The 21,784-nt window shown below is 40.4% G+C and carries 13 protein-coding genes; 11 read left to right on the forward strand and 2 right to left on the reverse strand.

Translation table 11 applies throughout. From position 1 onward, the window contains the following. From AC1DOK_RS15970 to AC1DOK_RS16015, 10 genes are all read left to right on the forward strand, one after another. A partial coding sequence (locus AC1DOK_RS15970; RefSeq protein WP_477555298.1) for an SDR family oxidoreductase occupies positions 1–267 on the forward strand: 267 nt, incomplete at its 5' end. 220 nt (positions 268–487) lie between these two features. Further along, positions 488–6,553 (forward strand): polysaccharide lyase family 8 super-sandwich domain-containing protein, encoded by a 6,066-nt coding sequence (locus AC1DOK_RS15975; RefSeq protein WP_477555299.1) that lies wholly within the window; start codon positions 488–490, stop codon positions 6,551–6,553. A gap of 201 nt (positions 6,554–6,754) precedes the next feature. Next, complete coding sequence (locus AC1DOK_RS15980) at positions 6,755–7,651, forward strand: carbohydrate ABC transporter permease (RefSeq protein ID WP_477555300.1); 897 nt, start codon at positions 6,755–6,757, stop codon at positions 7,649–7,651. Between the two features lie 29 nt (positions 7,652–7,680). After that, a complete protein-coding gene (locus tag AC1DOK_RS15985) occupies positions 7,681–8,505 on the forward strand; it encodes a carbohydrate ABC transporter permease (protein ID WP_477555301.1) in 825 nt (274 codons plus the stop codon). 259 nt (positions 8,506–8,764) lie between these two features. After that, the gene (locus tag AC1DOK_RS15990; RefSeq protein ID WP_477555302.1) at positions 8,765–10,120 is read left to right on the forward strand and encodes an ABC transporter substrate-binding protein; all 1,356 of its coding nucleotides are present in this window, start codon (positions 8,765–8,767) and stop codon (positions 10,118–10,120) included. A gap of 145 nt (positions 10,121–10,265) precedes the next feature. Next, entirely contained in the window at positions 10,266–12,062 is a 1,797-nt protein-coding gene (locus tag AC1DOK_RS15995) for a cache domain-containing sensor histidine kinase (RefSeq protein WP_477555303.1), read from the forward strand. Next, positions 12,062–13,732, forward strand: a complete 1,671-nt coding sequence (locus tag AC1DOK_RS16000) for a response regulator transcription factor (RefSeq protein WP_477555304.1) — start codon at positions 12,062–12,064, stop codon at positions 13,730–13,732. Before AC1DOK_RS15995 ends, AC1DOK_RS16000 begins: the two co-directional genes overlap by 1 nt. Next, the gene (locus tag AC1DOK_RS16005) at positions 13,692–15,560 is read left to right on the forward strand and encodes a DUF2264 domain-containing protein (RefSeq protein ID WP_477555305.1); all 1,869 of its coding nucleotides are present in this window, start codon (positions 13,692–13,694) and stop codon (positions 15,558–15,560) included. The genes AC1DOK_RS16000 and AC1DOK_RS16005 overlap by 41 nt, the downstream gene beginning before the upstream one ends. Positions 15,561–15,578: 18 nt before the next feature. Beyond that, positions 15,579–16,694: a glycoside hydrolase family 88 protein gene (locus tag AC1DOK_RS16010; protein ID WP_477555306.1), complete on the forward strand. Its 1,116-nt coding sequence runs from the start codon at positions 15,579–15,581 to the stop codon at positions 16,692–16,694. A gap of 73 nt (positions 16,695–16,767) precedes the next feature. Continuing rightward, a complete protein-coding gene (locus tag AC1DOK_RS16015) occupies positions 16,768–18,399 on the forward strand; it encodes a hypothetical protein (RefSeq protein WP_477555307.1) in 1,632 nt (543 codons plus the stop codon). Positions 18,400–18,445: 46 nt separating this feature from the next. Here AC1DOK_RS16015 and AC1DOK_RS16020 read toward each other — a convergent pair whose 3' ends face one another. Together AC1DOK_RS16020 and AC1DOK_RS16025 are read right to left on the reverse strand one after the other, a co-directional pair. Beyond that, positions 18,446–19,396 carry an L-lactate dehydrogenase gene (locus AC1DOK_RS16020; protein WP_477555308.1) on the reverse strand — a complete coding sequence of 317 codons (951 nt, stop codon included), beginning with the start codon at positions 19,394–19,396 and terminating at the stop codon, positions 18,446–18,448. Between the two features lie 20 nt (positions 19,397–19,416). After that, positions 19,417–20,757: a sodium-dependent transporter gene (locus AC1DOK_RS16025; RefSeq protein WP_477555309.1), complete on the reverse strand. Its 1,341-nt coding sequence runs from the start codon at positions 20,755–20,757 to the stop codon at positions 19,417–19,419. Positions 20,758–20,967: 210 nt separating this feature from the next. Here AC1DOK_RS16025 and yunB point away from each other — a divergent pair, with 210 nt between their 5' ends. Beyond that, complete coding sequence (yunB, locus tag AC1DOK_RS16030) at positions 20,968–21,783, forward strand: sporulation protein YunB (RefSeq protein ID WP_477555310.1); 816 nt, start codon at positions 20,968–20,970, stop codon at positions 21,781–21,783. Position 21,784 lies beyond the last annotated feature (1 nt).

Here is a 21,784-nt window from a genome sequence, read left to right on the forward strand (position 1 = left end):
ATGGCTAACGAATGGGCTATGGCTAACGAATGGGCTAGCAAAGGGGTTAACGTGAATGCTATTGCTCCAGGATACATGGCAACCAATAATACCGAGCAGCTTCGTGCAGATGCAGAGCGCAGCAAAGCTATTCTCGATCGCATACCGGCAGCTCGCTGGGGTACGCCGGAAGACTTGGCAGCAACAGCAGTTTTCCTTGCATCCAAGGCGTCTGATTATGTGAATGGTCATATTCTATGTGTTGACGGCGGTTGGATGGTTCGCTAATACGAATCGTTAATAGTCTAATTCAATGAAAAAAACTTTAAGCCCCCTACAAGGTATTTTCTTGAGGGGGCTTTGTTATATACATTTTGTAGTTAACAAGCTAGCCAGGCATTCAAAAAGGTAAAAATAATTTGGGAATTGATGATTTTCTTTCTTATAGCATTCTTTGACTATTCATTATACTTAAGGATGATCAAACATCTAAGAAGGCGGTGCATGTATGCGAATGAAGAAATTGATTTCTGGAACAGTTGTATTATCGCTTTTAGTTAGTTTGTTAATGCCTATTGGAGTTTTTGAAAATGTTGCCGAAGCTGCGGGAACAACGTACGTTGAAGCAACGTTTGATAATTACCCGACTGTACCTTCTAATGCAGGACCTGAAGCTGTGAAAGGTGGAAATTGGGGAGTAGGCGAAGTACCAATAAATATTAACGATTATTTAGTTGGAGAAGCTGTTGATTCGCGAACGGACCGTAGTTTGAAGCTGGTGTCGAACACTCAAGACAAAAAAATAAACACTTATAAAGCGAGCTTGAATATTCAGGGGAAAGTTGTGCTTGAGGCCAATGTCCGTGTGAATGATACCCTACACGATCGTGAAGTGTTTCAATTAACTGCAAATAATGACTCAAAAAGTAAGTGGGCGACTGCTCTCCTTTTGGGTAAAACAGGAAAAATGAAAATTTTTGGAGTGGATGTAGATCCGAATGTAGGTTCATATGAAGCGAACACATGGTACTTTGTACAAGCAGTGCTTGATGTTAAAAATCATAAAGCGGAAGTATATGTGAATGGTGATTTGCTTCGAGGGAACATTCCGTTATTACAAGACTGGACTTATATTCAACAAATCAAGTTTCAGCAGATAGGTGTAAAAGATTCGGTCGGAGAAATGTGGATCGATGATGTGAAGGTGTATGACTTTCAAGAATTGATTCACGTAGATAGTGTGAGTTTGCCTGAAAAGGAAATAACTATACAAGCAGGACAAACGATACAATTAAATCCAACCGTATTGCCAGCTGAGGCTACCAATCCAGCACTAACTTGGGAGTCAAGCGATTCTTCTGTAGTATTGGTTGATGCAAATGGACTTGTTAAAGCTGTTAGAGATGGAAGCGCTGCCATTAATGTAGTATCACAGGATAATCAGACTGCTAAAGCAAGTGTAACGGTGAATGTTACACCTTATGTTGAGGTTGATCAAATTAAGCTTCCAGCTGCAGAAACCGTGAAACAAGGGCTTTCGGTAAAGCTCGATGCTGTAATTGAGCCTATAAATGCTTCTAACCCTAAATTAATATGGACTTCAAGCGATCCTGATATTGCAACAGTTGATGACCAAGGCGTAGTAACGGGTGTGAATCTCGGTACTGTGTCCATTACAGCTAAATCCGTGGCTAATCAGAATGCAACAGCTACGACTGTGCTAACGGTAGAGAAGCTTGTTTATGAGTTGGAACAAATTATTCTTCCTGCGCAAGTCAGGGTTGAAGAACAAGACACGGTAAAGCTCGTACCGAAGTTCGTTCCAGCGAATACTACAAGTCGTGAAGTAACCTGGACTTCCAGTAATCCTGAAGTTGCATCTGTTGATGCGAATGGATTGGTAACGGGAATTAAAGTTGGAGAATCAGTGATTACTGCTGCTGCAATCGACAATCCGGATATAAAAGCGATTAGTAATGTAAACGTTTTTATGGATAATCCTGCAACATGGGACGAAATGAAGACACTCCAAATGAAATGGAAAATGGTGCTTTTGGATGGAATTCCTTATACAGGAAATGATCAATTTATTATCTCGCTTGCAGCAGATAGAGTGACGAATACGAATATACAAGCAAAGGATTTTTGGGATAAGTTAGTTAGATCCAGTGATCGTCAATCCTTGTGGGACGATAAAAAGATGGATCCAGGAAAAAATTCAGATGCAATCACTACGTGGTCATCACGTCTTAGAACGATGGCTTTGGCCTATTCCATGGAAGGCGGAGAACTTTATCACAACAGTGCATTGCTTGCTGATATGATTGAATCGTTAGATTGGATGCATGAGAACATTTATACCGATTCAAGTGATAAATATGGTAACTGGTGGAATTGGGAGATCGGTTCTCCGTTAAAATTAGCCGATATTTATATTTTGCTTGCAGATTTTCTAAGCCCGGAACAAATCAAGACTTATGCGAAGTCAATTGATTTTTATGTCGGCGATATTACTTCACCAACCTTCCGCCATGTCGGAGCGAATCGCTCGGATATTTTGACACATGAGCTTCTATTGGGGATTGTTGAGAAAAATCCTGAACGATTGACTAATGTGCGAGATCAAATGAGCCCGTTATTTGAGTATGTAACAACAGGTGACGGTTTTTATGCAGATGGATCGTTTGTCCAGCATAGCACCATTGCTTATACAGGCAGTTATGGCGAAGTGCTCATTCGAGGGGTCAGCAATCTGCTTTATATGTTAAATGGCAGCAGCTGGGAAGTAACGGATCCTAATGTTCAGAACATATATAGCTGGGTGTATGATGCGTTTGCTCCCTTCATGTATAAGGGTGAAATGATGGATATGGTACGTGGTCGGGCAATTGCTCGTGATTTCCTTAGCGGACATACAGCAGCTGCGGGAGTGATGTCGGGTATCATTCGTTTAGCTGAGGCGGCACCACCTGAACATGCGCTGGTCATGAAGCAGATGTTGAAGCATTGGATTTTAACTGATAAAGCTTGTGATGTGAATGAGATGTTTACAAGCATTCAACAGCTTCAAGCTATAACATCATGGCTGAATGATACTTCAATTGAAGCTATAGGGGACCTTCCTGATCATTTTGAACTAAACGCAATGAATCGCAGTGTGCATAAAAGAAATGATTATGCTTTTGGAATTAGTAAAAGTTCCAAACGAATTTGGACTTATGAACTAACAAATGGTGAAAATCGTAAAGGTTGGTATACCGGAGACGGAATGACTTACTTATACAATGGGGACGCAACACAGTATTCGGATGATTTTTGGTCTACGGTTGATTACTATAGATTGCCGGGTACAACGGTCGTGAATCGTAACCGTGATTCGAGTCAGTATCAGTATGGAGATGGAGAAGGAGCGCCAAATAACGCTTGGGCTGGTGGTACAACACTTGATAAATACGGTGTTTCCGGTATGAAGCTACAGCAGATTGGAACCAAAATGTCGGCAAATAAGTCATGGTTTATGTTTGATGACGAAATTGTAGCATTAGGTTCAAATCTGACCAGTCAAGATAACCTGAAGGTTGAGACAACAATCGAACAGCGTAAAATTGAAGGCAGCAATGTTCTAACAGTTGACGGATTTGAGCAACCGACTGCGTTAGGATGGACAGATTCGAAGACGAATGTGAAATGGGCGCATCTAGCAGGCTCAACATCTAGTTCAGATATCGGGTACTATTTTCCGGGTGAGCAGAAGGTTAACATGTTGCGTCAACAGCAAAAAGGCACTTGGTTTGACATTAATAAAGATGAGAAAGGTATTAATGGTGGACCAAAAGATGTAAGAACTGAGAACTATTTGACGATGTGGTATGATCACGGGACAAATCCACAGGCACAAACGTATAGTTACGTGCTGCTGCCGAATAAATCGGTTGAAGAAGTCAAGGATTATTCCAAAGATCCAAGCATTGAGATTGTCAAGAATGAAGCTGATGTACAAGCGGTTCGAAATCATAAATTAGGAATTACAGGGTTTAATTTCTGGGAAGAGAAGCCGACGAAGGCTGACTTCGTAACCAGCAATCGTCAATCATCTGTTATGGTGCGAGAGAATCCGGATCATACTTTGGAAATTGCTGTTTCTGATCCAACTATGGAGAACACAGGAGTCATCGAGATTGAACTCGACAAATCTGCAGCTAGTCTTATTAAGGCAGACCCGCAAGTTTTTGTTTCTCAATTAGCGCCGACGATTAAGTTAAAAGTGAATGTGAACGGTTCCTTAGGGCAATCGTTCTACGCCAAATTCGATGTGGATCCAAACAAGCCTAGACCAGGTGCCGAGAATCCACTTCCGGAAATTGTGAATCAACCAGAAGCTTTGCCCAAAGAGCTGCCGATTGGATACATTTTGAGCACATTTAATGAAGAAATTGAGGGGAATAACCCAGAAGGCTGGGTTGTTACAAGCGATGCGAATACAGTAGTTAGTCTAGAAAAGTTAAAAACGCAGAAAGGACTTCATTTGCAGATGGTTGATCGGAATGGTCAAGGTAGTGCCACAGCCTCTCATTCCTTCCCATCACAGGCAGATAAACTGGAATTAGAATGGAAATTCGCAGAACCGGAGGGTGCAAATTCTTCTAAGTTTGAAGTACTTAATGGTTCTTTACCGGTAGTGCAGCTTAGCTCCGATGCTGATGGATTGAAATGGTATGATGCACAAGGAAAGGCGCATTTTATCCAGTCAATTGATCCAGCTACGTGGTATAAAGTTAAGCTGCGTCTGGATCTGAAACGCGGCACATTTGATGTATTTGTGGATAATGAGCTTGTTGCTGAAAATGCTGGATTCCGGAATACATCATCTGCTGTAGATACCATTCGTTTTTCAACAGGATTGAAGCAAGATCAAGCATCTCTATATATAGATGATGTAATTGTCTACGTATACGGAGCGAAGCCTTGGTTGAATGTCAATTTCAACGACTATCCAACGGGAGATAAACCAGAAGGCTGGGTCACCTCAACTCCAACTTCAACAACTGTAGTGTCTATCGCGGAGGATCCTACGGCTGTTAATAAAAGCGTGCTGTTGTACGATAATGATACAAAAAATAGCGCAAGTGCGATGAAAGCTTTTGAAGCGCAGCAGGGAAACTTTACTGTGGAATGGAAATTCAAAGAAGGTACTAGCGGCAAATGGCCGTATTATGAGCTTCTAAATGGAGGACAGAGTGTAATTACCTTACAATCTAACGGACAGTATTTTAAGTATGTTGATCAGAAAAATACAGCGATTGATCTCATTAAATTCAATTATAATGTATGGCATTCTGTTAAGCTGGATATTAACATCGAGTCTAACACTTTTGATATTTATGTCGATGGCGTACTTATTCAGAAAGGATTAGCTTTCACCAAACCAGCAAATACGATAGACACCATTAGATTTAAAACTGGTAGCGGTGCAGACAATACTTTCTTATACATCGACGATGTTAAAGTTTACAGCAAGGTTAGTTTAGTTGACCGAGTAGTGGTTGATCGGCAAGCTGCAGAGCTGTTAGTTGGAGAGAAAGTCATGCTGCAAGCCTCAGCGACACCTAGCGATGCAATAAATGCAAAGCTTGTATGGGAATCGTTAAACCCAAGTGTTGCAACCGTAAGCGAAAATGGTGAGGTTGTGGCGATAGCCAAGGGAACAGCCCAAATTGTAGTTCGTACAGAGGACAACTCCGAACGAGTCTACAGCCTGATTTCAGTTAAAGATAAGAATACTGATGGAGGTAATAACGGAGGAGAAAATAATAACGGTAATAACAATAACAACGGTAATAATGATAATAACAGTAACAATGGCAACAACAATGGCAACAACAATGGCAACAACAATGGCAACAACAATGGCAACAATAACAACAATAACAACAATAACAACAATAACAACAATAACAACAATAATAATAATAACAGCAACAAGAACAACACTACTGAAGGAAATAAGGGGAAAGGTTCTGATGAGAGTAAAACCTTTCAGATTACAGATGTCAAGGGTCATTGGGCGAACAATTCCATCCAGAAGGTAGTGGAAGCGAAGTGGATGATCGGTTATCCAGATCATTCGTTTAAACCAAATCAAGTGATGAATCGCGCAGAGTTTACATCACTAATTGTTCGTGCTTTAGGATTAACGCCTAAAATCGGCAGTCCATTTGTCGATATGCAGGAACATTGGTCCAAAGGAGCTGTTGAAACAGCAGCAGCTTATGGCATCATTAGCGGGATTAGTGCAAATGCATTTGGTCCGGATGAAGCTATCACGCGTGAGCAATTGGCTGTGATTATTGTCAGAGCACTCAAATTGCAGGGCTCAGGAGGGAAGCTGGAATTTAGAGATCAGGGGCACATTGCTGACTGGTCCAAAGAGGCTGTTGGAATCCTGGTAGACAAGGGGATTATCACAGGTTTTGAGGATGGTACCTTCCAACCCCAAAAAGCAGCAACAAGAGCTGAAGTAGCTGTTATCATGAGCAAACTCATGGAAAATATTAAGGGAATGTCAGTAAAATAATGGATCGATCAAGCCTAATCATTCAAAAAACACGTTAACAATCGTGCATTTTGATGATTAGGCTTTTTTACTATTTCCAAATGAAAAGTAAAAATAGTTTTGAAATGAACATTTTTAGTGCTTATGAAAGGGTTCCGTAATTTTTAAAATAGAAGCATACAAGATACTAGAATACTTATTGTTTTAGGAGGAGGACTGGAAATGGAACGCAAGAAATTAGGCATTAATGCAAGAGAACAGTTGGCAGGATATATATTCGTTGCGCCCTTAATGATCGGACTCATTGCCCTTACTTTAATTCCTGTCATATTTTCACTTTTACTAAGTTTTACGGAATGGAACTTCGTTGCAGGGTTCGATGCCATCAAGTTTGTTGGATTTGAAAACTTTACCCGACTATTTCATGATGATGTATTTATCCAAAGTTTACAAAATAACCTTGTCTTTCTAATTACAGTACCGATTACGATGATCTTAGCATTGCTGTTGGCCATTTTGATTGATAAGCATGTGTACATGAAGGATACCTTTAAGGTGATTTACTTCTTGCCGTATATCTCCAGTACTATTGCAGTCGCAATGGTATGGCAAGTGCTATTCCATCCGTCACTCGGGCCAGTTAATCAGATGCTGACATCGTTCGGTATTGAGAATCCGCCCAAATGGCTTGCAGACATCGACTTTGCATTACCTTCACTGATGATGATTCAAGTATGGATTCTGATTGGCTATAACATCATCATCTATATCGCTGCACTCCAGTCGATTCCGAAAGATTTGTATGAAGCAGCGGATATTGACGGTGCCAACGCTTGGGTGAAGTTTCGTAAAATCACCTTACCGAGTGTTTCACCGACAACTTTCTTTTTACTCGTAACGGGAATTATTGGTTCCTTTAAAGTATTTGATTTGGTTCAAGTGCTGACGCAAGGAGGTCCTGCCAATTCGACTAACGTGATTGTTTACAATTTATACGATACAGCGTTTAACCAAATGAAGACAGGCTACGCTTCCTCAATGGCGTTGATTTTATTTATTATTTGTTTGTTGATCACAGCAGGTCAATGGTTTGCACAAAAGAAATGGGTTAATTACTAGCACATGATTAGGAAGGAGGAACGTACAAAATGAAAAGGCTATCCATTTCAAAATTATTATTCACACTTCTGATTGGGGTTATCGGTATTCTGTTTTTACTTCCGTTTATTTGGATGTTATCCACTTCATTTAAGCCTGAAGCCGATGTGTTCAAGTTCCCAATTGAGTGGATTCCAACCAACTGGAATGCGATTGAGAACTATACGGAAGTGTGGAGCAGTAGTTTCGTTCGTTATTACTGGAACTCTATTTACGTTACAATCACAACAACTGTAGTCAACGTATTCATATGTGCACTTGCCGCTTATGGATTTTCTAAGATTCAATTCAGAGGTAGAGACGCGATGTTCTTGCTCGTTCTAGCATTTTACATGGTTCCGCCTCAAGCATCGCTTATACCGCAGTTCCTGATGTTCCGTCAATTACATTTATTTGATTCTCATTTAGGTCTTATCTTACTTAATGGGTTTAGCGTTATCGGAGCGTTTATGCTTAGGCAGTTTTTTATGGGAGTCAGTAATGAGTATATTGAATCTGCCAAAATTGATGGAGCGGGGCATGGACGTATTTTCTTGCAAATTGGACTTCCACTTATTCGTCCAGCAATGGCGACGTACGCCATTCTACGCTTTATCTGGACATGGAACGACTACCAGTATCCACTTATTTTCTTGAAATCTAAAGAGTTGTTCACGGTTCAACTTGGCATTCGAATGTTCGGTGATCAGTATAGCGATACGTATTCGCTCATGATGGCTGGAACTGTTTCCGCAATTTTACCTCTACTCATCATATTCGCGCTTGGCCAGAAACAAGTAATCGAAGGTATTGCGCTTGGCGGTGTAAAGGGATAATTGCAGCAAAATAGATCGGATCGAAGCAGCAGAAAGACAAAAAGTAAAAATAGTCTTCGGGAAGTAAAATTTGTTAACTTCGCTTTGATTTCAATAATGATACGATGACATTGTAAGAAAAAGAAACGGTTTCACCGTCTTTTATGACAAAAGTAGTTTTCGTGAGAAAACTGCGAGAAAGATGCGTTTCTTAAGGTGATACCTAGAATTTATCAGTTAATCAGAAGTATAAAGTTTCACTATACTAGGAGGGTTCTTTATGAAAAAGATTTTCTCAACAGTACTTGCTGCATCTCTGGTGTTATCTTTAACTGCATGTGGCGGAAGCAAAACAGAATCTGCATCAACACCTTCACCTGAAGGGACAGCAACAAAAGCACCTGGAGCACAAGAAGTGAAAATAAAAATTGCCACTTGGCAAACTGACGCGAAAGCACAGTGGAGCAAGATCATCCCGGAATTCGAGAAAGCAAATCCTGGTATTAAAGTCGAACTTGATCTATTAAATGAAAAGGGCGATTCCGTAGCATCGATGCAAAAACTAGATTTAATGGCTGCATCGGATGATCAGCTTGATATTATCGAAATGCCTTATACGAACTACTCACAGCGTGCTGCAATCGGTATGTTAGAACCACTTGAAAGCTTTATTGAGAAAGATGGTTATAAATACGAAGATGAATATTTGGTAGATACGCGTGTTAATGGTAAAATCTATGCACTTCCATCCTCGATGCAGCGTTGGTTCGTTCTATTGAATAAAGATGCATTGGATGAAGCGGGCTTGTCAGTACCTAAAGATTGGACATGGGCTGAGTTCGAAGATTATGCGAAGAAGCTGACTAAAGGCGAAGGTGCTAAAAAACAATACGGAGCGTATTTCCACAACTGGCCGGATCTTTATAATCTGCAGCTAAAGAGCAAGCCTACAGATAATAATTACCTGAAAGCAGATGGAACTTCGAACGCCAAAGACCCTGTATTGAAAGCAAACTTAGAAATGCTGAAAAAAATGATGTATGAAGATAAGACAGCAAGCCCTTATGAAGATATTATTTCTCAAAAATTACATTACCGCACACAATTCTTCAACAAAGCTGCAGCTATGGTGCCGATCGGTGACTGGATGGTAGCTGAGGCAGGCGGTACTGATACTATTCCTGCTACATTTAAAACAGCATTTGCACCGATTCCTAAATTAGAAGGTGCTGATGGTCACTATTCACCGGTTCAACCGACTTACATTGGTGTATCGGCTAATTCAAAAAATAAAGAAGCAGCTTATAAGTTTATTAGATGGTACTCTTCTGAAGGTTTGGAATTTGGCGGTCGCGTATACTCCGGTTGGGCTAAATCAGATGTAGACAAATTGACAGATAAAATAACAAGCACTTCTAAAGATCCATCCAAGATCGATATGGAATCGTTGAAATATACGATGAAAAATACGAAGCCTGGTAACGCTCCAGTTCCTGCAACATTTACAGGTGAAATAGAAAAAGCGATCGTTCCTGAAGTTGAATTGTATCTCTTGAACAAAAAAGACATTGACAAAGCAGTTGAAACTATGGACAAAAATGTTACAGGAATTGTAAATAACAACGCAAAAAAATAATAAAACTTACAAATATTAATTTAAATCAATTGTGTATATTCGAGATCTCAATTAAAATATAGTTAACAGGGGAAAATGGCAATAACATCGTTTTCCCTGTTAACTATTTCCTAAGAGATTGGAAGAATGTGGAGGGTTGAAATCCATGACGATTCGACAATTCTCTTTGCGCAAGAAGTTAGTGCTTTCAGCGCTGCTTTGTTTTATGATACCGCTCATCGTTAACTATTATTTAACGATTTATTTAACAAAAGACATAGTGCTTCAGAAAGCGGTTACAAGTGCAGAGGATTCGTTGAAATCCGTAGAGACCAATGTGTCAGGGATCATCGAGCAAGTACTGGAATTGTCAAATATAGTACTTATGAATAACGAAATCCAAAGACAATTAGTGATGAATAAAGACCAAAGATCCCAAGAACAGAATCCGGATCTTTTACTAGATTATACTCGTATTTTAAATCATCTGGATAACCTGTTCGCACAAAAATTATCGGATTTTTACATTACCATTATGGGCAAGAACGGGTTTGCTTACACGAATTATGCTTATAGTGACTTTAATCCCGTGCATTTATATGAACAGCCATGGTTTTCGAATTTGGATAAGCTACCGCCATTTTCAACCTATTGGGTAGGAGTGCAAGACAACTATTTTGCAGATCCCGTAGCCTACAAGAAATCACCGCATGTGATTACGATTGGACGTACATTCAAAACGTCTACGGGAAGCCCACTTGGATACGTCGTTTTTAGTGTTAATGAAAGTAAAATACGAGAACAGCTTAGCGCATATTCGGGTCAGGAAATGATGCTTTTGGATGAAAAGGGAACGATTATGTCTCATCCTGATCCCCAAAAGATAGGCCAAGAGTTCCCCAGCCAGCAATATGACACAGATTCGCATACCTTAAATATCAACGGTGAAGAGTATTTGTTTGTTCAGGAGTCACTGCGTGGCAATAGTTGGAGAATAGTGAACTTGATTCCTTATTCGTCAGCTTTGGACAAGAACAATCAAATTTTATTTACTAGTTTCGCCTTACAAGTTATGTTTTTCACAATATTTTGCCTTTTATTGATGGTTTTGATCTCAACTGCTACGAAACCTATCGTAAACTTAAGCAAATTTATTGCCCGGATAAATCTCGGTCATCTTGATATTCGTACGGGTATCAAAGGGCACAATGAGGTTGGACAGCTTGGACAAGCTATCGATGATATGCTTGATCGTATTCATACGATGATTGAGCAAATTACGCTTGAGCAGGCCAAGAAACGCAAGGCGGAGCTTGAAATGCTGCAGGCGCAAATAAACCCGCATTTTATGTTTAACCTGCTCAATTCCATTCGGCTGAGTATTCTTATTCGGGGTGATAATGAAAATGCGCAATTAATCGGTTCTTTATCATCTTTGCTCCGCATGACGATCAATCGGGACAATGAGCTGATTCCTCTTAAGGATGAAGTAGACACGATTCATCATTACATTAAGTTAATGAATTTCAGGCATGCCAATCAGGCGCAATTAAATGTGAAATTATCGGGCAGCAGTGGTGAATTTCTGGTTCCACGGTTTATGATCCAGCCATTAATTGAGAATGCGATTATTCATGGTTTTGAGCAATTTGAAGGACAAATTGATATCGAAGCAAGCTTTATTAAGAAGCAGGACTTAACCTACTTGCTGATTGTTGTTCGTGATAATGGAGTCGGTATGTCACAGGATAAACTTAATGAGTTGATCAGCAAGCTTGAAGATGAGCAAGACTCGAGCCATTCTCAGAAAACAGGGTTCTCAGGTATCGGTGTAAAAAATGTTTATCAACGGTTGAAATTGCTATATGGCGAAAATTTCTTGATGGATATCCAAAGCGAACCCGATATCGGTACGACTATTTCTTTGCAATTACCTCAAGATGTCGATGAGGAGTGGATATGATGTTAAAGGCTATAATAGTGGATGATGATTACCCGGTCATTCAATATTTATCTCAAATGGTTAAATGGAAAAAATTAGGCATAGTGCTGATCGGTTCATACTCTAATGGACTTGAAGCTTGGGAAGCTATTCAGACGAGTCTGCCTGATATTATCTTGACCGATATTGGCATGCCTAAAATGAATGGGTTGGAATTGTTAGAGAAATATACTGCCGTCAATCAACGGTTTAAGGCGATTATTTTATCTTGCCACAATGAATTTCATTATGCACAGAAAGCAATGAAGCTAAATGTGAGCGACTACATTTTAAAGGAAAGCTTAGATGTGGGGCAATTGCATCTTATTTTACAAAAGGTATGTGAAGAACTCAGTTCGGAGAAGGACAGGATTGCAGAAATAGAGCATTACAAGATAATGGGTACGATGAACCAATCCGCTGTAAAGAGTAAATTTCTGAAAGATACTTTATTTCAGCAATCTTGGTCCAAAGAAAGTTGGATCGAGAAAGCACGATTAAATGGCATTCAATTACAAGCTAAGCAATATGTAACCCTTATTATTTCTGTTGACCGTTTAACTGAAGTTGTGCGAACCCATAAGTTAAATGATCATACCGTTATTTTTGCTGTAGAGAACGTGCTGCAGGAGATTCTTAGTGATAAGGGTAATTTCGTTGTTTTTAGCTATAACAGCAGGGATGTAGTCGTTCTCTTCTTAACAGATGATCCAAGTGGAGAACTGCAATATGTTGTTCATACGATGCAAACCTGTATTTCGATGATTAAAGATTATTTAAAAATAGGCGTTTCCTGTTTAATTGGACGAACGGTACGTAAACCCGAAGAGATTCAAGCATCGCTAATCCCCATGTTAAAAGAGCCTGAGCATCGATTCTATTTCGGTGAGTTCCAGGTGTACAATTGGGAGAAGATGAGGTTTGATGCTGCAGATATTTATCAAGAATACGCCAAGTTCTTCTCGATTATTAGTGAGAATATTGCAATGAATAATCAGTTGAGTCTAGGTACTGTGATTCAAGAGTGGGGAAGCTGGATTAGAAGTCATCGTTTCCATCCGGATGATGTGAAGGATTGGGTTCTTCAGATTCTTCTAGATATACAAATGAAAATGAAGGTAACGCTGCAATTTCAATATGAAATTTCAAGAGAAAAGCTCCATCTTACAGTAAGTGATATTCTCTCAATTGATCATTTACAGGAATGGCTAACGGTTTACTTATCTCAGCTTGCAAGTAAATTAAGTGCAATTGCAATTTCGTCCAAACGAACAGAAGTGATCAAAGCCCAGCAATATGTCATTCAGCATGTTTCGGAGCGAATTACACTCGAAGAAATGGCTAATTATCTGAATCTGAATTCAAGCTATTTTAGCCGCTTATTTAAACGAGAAACGAATCAGAACTTTATTGAATATGTGAATAGAGTCAAGCTTCAGAAAGCTAAAGAAATGCTTCAGCATTCGAATAAGACAGTAGAAGAAATTTCTGATTTGCTAGGCTACTCCAATAAGAGTTATTTTATTAAATTGTTCAAACGTGATGTCGGAACAACGCCAAGGGAATATGTTTCATGGGATAAAACTGTTAATGCGATGGAGGAATCTATTAGTGGAAGAGCAAACCAAGACGCCGAATTGGAAACAGTTTAGAACGAAGGATGATATCGGACAGGCGATTACAGCTACATTAGAACCTTTGAAAGAGCGATTTTCAGTAGGATATGCTGAACTGCATTTAGGAGCAACTGCTGCTATTCATGATGAAGCAATTGCCTTAATGGAGGCTTTCTCAAGACCCCTTTGGGGACTTGTTCCTCATGCTTACGGTGGCGGAGAGTCGGATTTATGGCCCTTGTTCGTCCAAGGTTTAATTCATGGTACCGATCCTGAGCATGAAGAATATTGGGGCGATTTCGGTACGAAGGATCAGCGAATGGTTGAGCAGGCAGTTCTTGGTCTGGCACTAGCATTAGTCCCAGAGAAGGTTTGGCATCCACTAACTGATCATGAGAAGCATAACCTATATCAGTGGCTGAATCAGATTAACCTTGTTGATCGTTCCAACCCGAATAATTGGCTCATGTTCACTGTCTTAGTTAACATCGGATTTAAAAAGATTGGTATGCCTCATGATCAGGTGATTATGGATAATTATTTGGAACAGATCGATTCCTATTATTTATCAGATGGCTGGTATTCGGACGGTAAAACCGATCAACGTGACTACTATATTGCTTTTGCGATGCACTATTATTCCCTTATTTATGCCAAGCTTATGGATCAAGATGACCGGGCACGCGCTGAATTATATCGTGAACGTGCGAAACAGTTCGCTGCACAGTATATCTATTGGTTCTCAGAAGACGGTAGTAGCATTCCATTTGGTCGAAGCTTATCCTATCGTTTTGCACAGGCATCGTTCTGGAGTGCGTTGTTATTTGCAGACGTAGAAGTGTATTCACTAGGCGTGATGAAAGGCATTATTATGCGTCATTTGCGCTATTGGTTTAATCAACCTATCTTTACGGCTGATGGTTTGCTCAGTATCGGTTATGCTTATCCAAATCTAATTATGGCAGAATCCTATAATGCACCAGGTTCACCATATTGGGCGTATAAGACATTCCTGGTAGCTGCTTTACCAGACAACCATCCATTCTGGCAAGCAGAGGAACTACCATTACCTGAACTGAAGCGCATTATGGCGCAGCCACATCCAAGAATGATTATTTGCAGGCCAGAAGGAAATAAACATGTGGTGGCTCTAACTTCTGGACAGATTGCAAATTTTTATATGGCACATAATGCAGCGAAGTACGCTAAATTTGCTTATTCTACTTTATTCGGCTTTAGCGTATCTAAGGGGACTTATGAGCTTGGCGAAGGTGCTTATGATTCCATGCTGGCGTTAAGCGAATGCGATGGACATTATCGCGAACGGCGGTATTGCGAAGAGTTCAAGATTGAAGAACAATTCATATATTCTCGCTGGAAGCCTTGGCAAGATGTCGAGGTGCAGACTTACCTAGTTCCTGTAGGTATCTGGCATGTCCGAATTCACCGAATGAAGAATCAGCGTGTATTAGATGCTGCAGAAGGTGGATATGCAATACAAAGACCAACTAGTTCTGCTATTCGGGAAGAGGATTCGATTCATGGTTCGTCAGACAGTATCCTTGCTAATTTCCCATGGGGAATGAGTGGGGTCGTTAATCTGAATGGTCATGAGAAAGCAATTATGGTCTATCCAGAAGCAAATACGAACTTACTTAAACCACGTACAATGCTACCTACGTTAACAAGTCGTTTAGCACCAGGTGAGCATGTACTCATATCTGCTATCTTTGGTGCAACAGCATGTCAAGATAATGAGCATTTATGGACCCTGCCTCCAATTGTAGTCATGGATTCGGCAGGACAGGTAGTTATTACAGATGCGGTTTCAAATGAACAACTAAGTATAAATACACTTCCATAATCGATAGGAGAGATTACAATGTGGCGCAAAGCGATTGAAGATGCAGGGCTCAAAATTAAGAATAACCTAAGAGAGCATCCAGGCATGCTACCTCATATTACAGGTGAACAGTGCTATGAATGGGGAGATAATAACGATTGGATAGAGGGCTTCTATATCGGTATGATGTGGCTGTCTTATGAATCTAGTCAAGATACTTTCTATAAAGAAGCTGCTGAATCATTTTTACCAAATTTCAAACAGCGTCTAGAGCAACATATTGAGCTCGATCATCATGATATTGGGTTCTTGTATTCGCTATCGGCTGTAGCACAGTGGCGTGTAACTCAGAATGAAGAAGCTAAGCAAGTCGCATTACAAGCGGCTCGTCGTCTTGCTGAACGCTGGCGCCCACAGATGGGAATCATTCAAGCATGGGGCAAAGAAGACGATCCAGACAATGGTGGACGAATCATTATCGATTGCTTGCTTAATTTACCGCTACTCTTCTTCGCTCATGAACAAACAGGCGAGCAAGATTTCTATGATATTGCTTATCAACATGCACGTAAAAGCTTACGCTTCCTAGTTCGTGGTGATGCTTCATCTTATCATACCTTCTACTTTGATCGAGAGAATGGCAATGCAATTAGAGGGGGTACACATCAGGGCTATCAGGATGGTTCCACATGGACCCGTGGACAGGCTTGGGGGGTATATGGTCTAGCGCTTGCCTATCGTTACACACAAGATCCTGACTTCCTAGAAACATCCAAACGAATGGCTCGCTACTTCATCGAGCATTTACCTGAGGATCATGTAGCTTATTGGGACTTTGATGTGCCAGTTCAAGCGGATACGCCACGTGATAGCTCCGCTTCTGCTATTGTAGCTTGTGGTTTGATCGAACTGATTGAATTACTAGATGCTGAAGACCCTGATCGTGAATATTTCACGGATGCATTGCACATGTCAATGCAATCATTAGTAGATAACTATTCTACGATGAGTCTTCCTGATGCTGAAGGTTTGTTACAACATGGTTCCTATCATGTGAGAGGTAATAGAGGCCCTGATGATTATATGATTTGGGGAGACTATTACTATCTAGAAGCACTAGTTCGCATGCAGCAAGGAATTAAGAGCTACTGGTAACTAGTTAGATTATATTCAAACCCTTTGGAAGATTCATTCCGAAGGGTTTGAACTACATATAAGGAGATAAGTGATGTTAACATTTCATGATCGACAAAAGACTGTATTACAGCTAGCAGCGAATAAGGCTTTAACAACACCTCGTTTATCCAGTGGGCTATGGTTTCATGATGATATGCGTAATAACCTGTATTATGCCATGCATCTGTACGTAGCAGCTTGTACAGAGGAGATCGAACTTCTATGTCCCAAGACTTGGGCAAAGGAAGTAGCAGAAGAAATCCTCCTACAGCTACTCCAATTACAAGAGCGTAATGCGGAAGTAGCACTCTATGGTCATTTTCCACTTGGCCTAGGTACAGATCCGAGTCAGGCGAAGGCACATGAACTACCAGTTGAGCTTGTTGGTAACCTACTTGTCTTATTAGCGACTAAATATGAGAGCATGCTTACAACTGCTCTGAAAGAACAATTACATGTATCTCTATTCCATATTTATAAGAGTGGTCTAGCAAAGGTACCACAAGTATATTATCATCACCATGAAACAAAACGTTTTCACCTTCAAATCAACTTAGGAACTTATTTTGATGACCAAGAACTTATTAAACAAGGGCATCAGCATATTCGAGTGATATTGGAGCGGGTCCAAACACTTGGATTTCAGGAGTATGGTATTCTACCTTGGTTCTGGCACTGGGTACAGTCTGCGTCAGTTGTGTGGGAGACTGTAAAACAGGAGGAAGTGAAGGAAACCGTACAGCAACTATTAAACTGGCTCTGGACCTATCGAGCCGAACACTATCTCCAAGGTGCTTGGATTGGAGCGCGTTCACGTGGATGGGCGCATGATATACCAGCAGATCGTAATGTGCTGTTCGATTACATTCAATTCGGTGATTGTCCGCTACCGGATGCTATTGTTCGCTTAGAAGCAGCAGGTCTAATTGATTATGATGCAGGCGAATTCATCCGATCTATAGCTTTGCAAGAGGAGACGACAGAGCGGGTATACATGATTCCTCGTCCTGCTGTTGATGAAAAGCAAGAGAAGCAGTCATCTCTCTGCGAATATGTATTTAAAACCAAATACTATGCGGTTGGCGGTATTCAAGAATATTTTCGAGAGTTTGACAACGAACAGCTGCGTTACCAGATCACATTCCCAGTTCGTAAGGATGGAACAGCTAATCAAGCGTACTTCTTCCATCCAGGTCAAGGATACCTTGAAGGTGATCTGAGACATGCTAGTGGATGTGGTGAAGTGTTGCTGTACAAGCAGGTAGCGGCAATCCTATTCCCTATTCCAGAGAGTGAGAGGGATGTTATTGTTGGTTCACTACCACACGGTCGTTGGCAAATGGATCAGAACTGCTGGGTAGGGGATTTAAATGATATCTATTTAATCATTCATATTTGGCAGCGTAATGAAGCCGACATAAGTTCAAGCGGAGTGAAGCTCTATAGTTCTGGGAGAAATAACGGTGTTGTGATGGAAGTCGTGACGAAAGAAGAAGCTCAAAGTCGTGGCATTAATACACTTGATATGTTACATCGTCAAATAGCAGATAATCGAGCGCATTTCGCATCTGATGATAAAACTATAAATGTCAATTATTGCTCCTTCCATGGTCACGAGATCTCATTATCCGTTGACCGTTCGAATGGAACTATTAATAGATTGGTGAATGCTAAGAATATCTAGTTAAAAACACATCCGGAATTAATCTCACGGATGTGTTTTTTCTTCTCTAGTAACCTATCGTCTGCATATTACTGCGCAGAACCTCATAGGAATACTTCAAATTAAGATATTCATCTGGTTCAAGATTTAATTCTACTATATCTTCTATTCCATTCTGTGTTATCACTGCTGGCACACCTAGACAGACATCATGCATGCCATATTCACCTTGTAATATGGCGGATACGGCAATGATTTTATGATCATTGTTGAGAATGGACTGTGTAATGTAGGTTAGTGCATTGGCAATGCCAAAATACGTAGTCCCCTTGCGATTATAAATTTCCCAGCCTGCTCTGCGAGTCTTCTCCACAATTTCATCCAGACTGATGTCCCCAAACCGTTCGTGATTTTCATTTAAGATTTGCAGTAGGGGCTTACCTCCAATTGTAACATGCGACCATGCAACGAACTGAGAATCGCCATGTTCACCGAGTGAGTAGCCGCTGATGCTTCTAGGATCGACATGAATAATGTCCGATAGAATAGTCTTGAGCCTAGAGGAATCAAGGGAAGTGCCAGTTCCAATGACACGATGCTTCGGTAATCCAGATTGCTTCCAGACGTGATAAGTAATAATATCTACGGGATTAGTAGCGACTAGAAAAATACCATTAAATCCACTTTCCATAATGCTAGAGACGATGCCATCAATCATTTTGGTAGCACCACTTAAGGTATCAAGACGAGTCTGACCCACTTTGGGTGGTGCTCCTGCTGTAATGATAACGATGTCCATATCCTTGCAGTCTCTGAATGTACCTGCATATACTTTGGTTCTTGTATGTGTAAAGTCGCTGCAATGAGTGAGATCCATCGCTTCACCGACTGCTCGTTCATGATTCTTATTAATTAATAATAGCTCGTTACATAATCCTTGATTCACTATGCAATAAGCGCAAGATGAACCTACTAAACCAGTTCCAACAATAGCAACTTTACCTGATAAATCTCTCATGATGTATAGCGATCCCTTCTCTAAAAAATACCGAATAAATTTAAGAATACAATGACTACAACAAGCGGAATAACATAACGTAAGAGCATAATATAGTAGATTGCGCCTTTACGCCACCAGCCGGATTCTTTACTAAGCTCTTCATTAAGCTTGGCTTTCGGAAAGCGAAAACCGACGAAGATTGATATGAGCAGAACACCAATTGGCATCAAAATATTGCTCACTGTATAATCAGCAAGATCGAAGAACATCTTATCGAATAATTTCATATCTGCTAAGACACCAAAGGATAGTGCAGATGGTATACCTAGTATAAACACTAGTAGACCAAAAACCCAACTGTATTTTTTTCTTTTGGATTGATCTCCTTTAGCAAAAATTGCAACAATCATTTCGAGTAAAGAAAAGCCCGAGGATAAGGTAGCAAATAAGAACAAAGCTAGGAAAATGACAAGGAATACACTGCCCATAGGCATCTGTTCAAAAATTGTAGGCAATACAACAAACAGAAGTCCTGGCCCTTCATCAGGTTCTACACCAAAGGCAAACGCGGCAGGGAAGATCGCTAGCCCAGCCATAACAGTTGTCAGGATATTTAGGGATACAATCGATACAGCTGATTTCACTAAAGGCTCCTTCTTATCTAGATAGGAGCTATACGTTACCATAACGGATACCCCAATACTGAGGCAGAAGAAAGATTGTCCCATTGCATATACGATGACATCGATATTCAATTTACTAATATCAGGTGTCAAAAAATAGCGTACACCTTCCATTGCTCCATCTAATGTAAGCGAGCGGATAACGAGTGCCAAGAACAGGATGAAAAGTCCAGGCATCATGAATTTATTAGCTTTCTCAATTCCTTTGCTTACTCCTTGGGCGACCACCAAGATTATAATAAGAATAAATAGAAGCTGTGCACCAAGCACGCCAAATGGGTTAGTGATTACCTCATTAAATAAATCACTATAAACGATATTCTTATGCAGCAGCCCTCCCATTAAGCCTCGTCCTAAGTAAAGGAGAATCCAACCACCTATCACACTATAAAAGGAGAAAAGGATAAAAGAAGTAGCTGTTCCGAGGTAACCAATCAAATGCCAATAACTCCGGGGAGCAATTGTCCGGTAAGCTGAAACTGCATCTTTACCAGTGCTTCGTCCAATCAGGAATTCAGCCAAGAGCAAGGGTAAACCAATGAATATGGTGAAAAGGAGAAAGATGAGGAAGAATGCTCCGCCACCGCTAGTTGCCATGACATAAGGGAATTTCCATATTGCGCCTAATCCAATTGCTGAGCCTGCTGCAGCTAGTATGAATCCGAATTTTGATGTCCATTGTTGTTCAGGCTTCATGTAACCTCCCAAGATGTAATCAATTTGATGTATTTACATTTTGGTATTATAGCATAATTTGAGGGAAATCGTGATGAGGCTTCCATAATTTAAGAGCTATGTAGCATGATAGGGGACGAGGTTACATAGGCTTGTAGTATGTTGTAAATAGGAGATGGATAAGTTATCTCCTATAAATTCTTCTTGCAGGATTAGCGTGGAGGGATGAGCATGCTGCGAAGACGCAGGTGGAAGAGTCGTCGTACCAAGAGTAACGGAGGTAAAAAACGAAAATGGTTAATTGTATCGCTTATCTTCCTGCTATTCATCGTGCAAGCCTTTATATATATTGATCGTAATTTAAAGAAGCCAATGCTACATTTGGCTAATGTAAAGCTAACGCAAATTGCCACCCAAACGATCAGTGGAGCTATTACACAGCAGCTTTCTTCTAATAATGCAAATGTGGATAAATTAGTTGATTGGAAGACGAACAAAGATGGCAAAGTTACAGCTTTTACCCTTAATTATGCGGAGCATATTAGAATTACCTCCGAGTTGATCCAGACACTTGAGTCTGCGCTAAGTAAGTTAGAAACCTTGACTGAGCATATTCCACTTGGGCAAGCCATGGGCAGCCCTATTATTGCTTCATTCGGACCTAACATTCCGATTCGTCTTGAACCACAAGGAGCAGCCAAGGTGGAGCTCAGTACACGAAATGAAAACGTAGGCATTAATATGCTGTTAGTTGAAGTTTATGCAAAGGTCACTGTGGATGTTGTCATAGTCGTTCCATTTGATTCAGAACATAAGATAGTAGAAACGGAAATTCCTATTTCCTATGCGCTTGTGGTTGGCGATGTACCTGCTTATTATTTTGATAATAAGGGTAATCCCATGAACGGTGGGAATAAAGATGTAACACCGCCTAACATTTCAATACCAGGCCTTAATATCCCAGGCAATAATGCTGGAACAAGTAGCGGAACGAATGTCCAACCTAATTCTCAGCAAGAATCATCTGAATCAACGGATGCACATTAAA

This window comes from Paenibacillus sp. P5_B5, from assembly GCF_056400365.1.